Origin of the sequence: Duganella rhizosphaerae (assembly GCF_040364205.1) — a bacterium.
GTDB classification, from domain to species: domain Bacteria; phylum Pseudomonadota; class Gammaproteobacteria; order Burkholderiales; family Burkholderiaceae_D; genus Rugamonas; species Rugamonas rhizosphaerae.
The window spans coordinates 1-2,460 of record NZ_BPWK01000046.1 but is presented as its reverse complement, the minus strand read 5'-3'; the positions used below and the strand labels follow the sequence as shown (position 1 = coordinate 2,460).

Genomic DNA, 2,460 nt, shown 5'->3' with positions numbered 1-2,460 from the left:
GAAGATCCGCGGCTTCCGCATCGAACTGGGCGAGATCGAGGCCAAATTGTCGGCCTGCGCCGGGGTGCGCGAGGCGGTGGTGCTGGCGCGCGAAGACCAGCCGGGCGACAAGCGCCTGGTGGCCTACCTGATCGCGGCCGGCGGCCGTCAGCTCGACCTGGACGCGATACGCCAGCAAGTGGCGACGCAACTGGCCGAGTACATGGTGCCGAGCGCCTTCGTGACGCTGGATGCTTTCCCTCTGACGGCGAACGGCAAACTGGATCAGAAAGCCTTGCCGGCGCCGGACGGCGACGCCTACGCGCGGCGCTGCTACGAGGCGCCGGAAGGCGAGATCGAGGAGGGCCTGGCGGAAATCTGGCGCAGTCTGCTCAAGCTGGAGCAGATCGGCCGTCACGACAACTTCTTTAATGTCGGCGGCCACTCCCTGCTGGCGGTGCAGCTGATGAGGAGGATAAATCAGGCGTTCGGGGTTGAAGTTCCGCTGGACCGCTTGTTCGCGCACGCCACGATCGTGGACCTGGGCGAATACATCCTGAATGCCCAGTTCGAGCAGTTCGATGCCGGTGAGCTGGAGGAACTCATGGCGCACATGGGGGACGTCCAGCAGGTGCTGCCGTCCGATGACGTGGAGGCGAGCATGAAATAGCCGTTTCACAGCGCGGTTTTGCTGAAGACTCGGGGCGATTTTGTTGGAAGTATTTTTAATTAAGCATAAATTCGCCCCGAGCGCATAGAAATACCGCCTATATAGGTTTCAGATTGCATCCTTGATAATAATGTGCGCGAACTCCGCTTGGCGGCGCTCGCGGGGTTTGGGCGGTCCCGCCCCACCACATCAATCTGACTAATAGGCGCAAGTAAATGAAGAATGCATCATTGGCGAAACTGTCTCTCGAAGAGCGTAAACATCTGATGGCGCTGGCAAAGGCCGCCAAACTGACCCGGGCTGTCAGCGCCGAGCCGACGCAGATCACGCCGATCGGCCGTGAGACTCCGCTGCCATTGTCATTCGCCCAGCAGCGCCTGTGGTTCCTGTCTCAGTTTGGGGTGGACAGCGATGTCTATCATATCGCCGGCGGGGTGAGGTTGACGGGCACGCTCAAGCGCGAGGCCCTGCTTCGTGCGCTCGACACCATCGTGGCGCGGCATGAAGCGCTGCGTACCAGCTTCAAGCTGGTCGAGGGCGCACCGGTGCAAGTGTTTGCCGCCGCCGATTGTGGCATGGCCGTGCTGGTGCACGAGCTGCGCGGCTGCGCCGACCAGGAAGCGGAGCTGGCGCACCTGAGCGCCCTGGAAGCGCGGGAACCCTTCGATCTGGAGCATGGTCCGCTGATACGCGCCCGCTTGATCGCGCTCGACGAGCAGGAACACGTGTTGCTGGTGACGATGCATCACATCGTCTCCGACGGCTGGTCGATGGGAGTGCTGATCAACGAACTGGCCGCCCTGTACGCGGCGTTTTACCGCGACGAGTCCGATCCGCTGCCGGCGCTGCCGATACAGTATGCCGACTACGCGTGCTGGCAACGGCAGTGGTTGCAGCAGGAGCGCCAGCAAGAGCAGTCGGAATACTGGCGGCAGACGCTGAGCGGCGCACCCGCATTGCTGGAACTGCCGGCCGACCGCCCACGGCCGGCGCAGCAGGATTTCGCCGGCGCCGCCGTGCCGGTGGTGTTCGACGCGGCGCTGAGCGCCGATCTGAAACGGCTCAGCCAACGGCATGGCGTGACCTTGTATATGACTTTGCTGGCCGGCTGGGCGTTGCTGCTGGCGCGCCTGTCCGGCCAGGACGAGGTGGTGATCGGCAGTCCGATGGCCGGCCGTGGCCGCGCCGAGCTGGAACCGTTGATCGGCTTCTTCGCCAATACGCTGGCGTTGCGCTTGAACCTGGGTGGCGCCGCGACGGTGGCCGAGCTGCTGCAGCATGCCAAGGCCCAGGTGGTGGCGGCGCAGCGGCACCAGGACCTGCCGTTCGAACAGATCGTCGAGCTGGTGCAGCCGGCCCGCAGCATGGCGCATGCGCCCCTGTTCCAGGTCATGTTCGCATGGCAGAACGCGCCGGAGGGCGAGCTGACGTTGCCGGGCCTGACGCTGTCCGGCGTCGCCGCCGGCAAGGCCGTGGCCAAGTTTGACCTGTCGTTGAATTTGCAGGAGTCCGGCGACGTCATTGTGGGCCGACTGGAGTATGCGACCGCGCTGTTCGACCAGCCGACGATGGAGCGGCACATGGATCACTGGCGCACGCTGCTGTCGGCGCTGGTTGCTGACGACGCGCAAACGCTGGCGGAATTGCCGTTGCTGAGCGAGGCGCAGCGTGCGCGTATCCTGTCGGACTGGAATGCGGGCGCGGTCGCGCCGGCAGCGGAGCGTTGCGTGCATCAGCTGTTCGAGGAGCAGGCCGCGCGCGCTCCGTCGGCGGTGGCGCTGGTCCATGAGGACCGCGTTGTAAGCTACGGC

The 2,460-nt window shown here is 64.7% G+C and carries 2 protein-coding genes; both read left to right on the top strand.

Annotated elements, in window-relative coordinates:
• Positions 1-649 (top strand): phosphopantetheine-binding protein (locus RUGAMON1_RS32500; RefSeq protein ID WP_445234398.1); only part of this gene is annotated, 649 nt, incomplete at its 5' end.
• A gap of 215 nt (positions 650-864) precedes the next feature.
• Positions 865-2,460, top strand: a 1,596-nt coding sequence (locus RUGAMON1_RS32495; protein ID WP_445234397.1) for a condensation domain-containing protein, incomplete at its 3' end; no start/stop codon positions are given.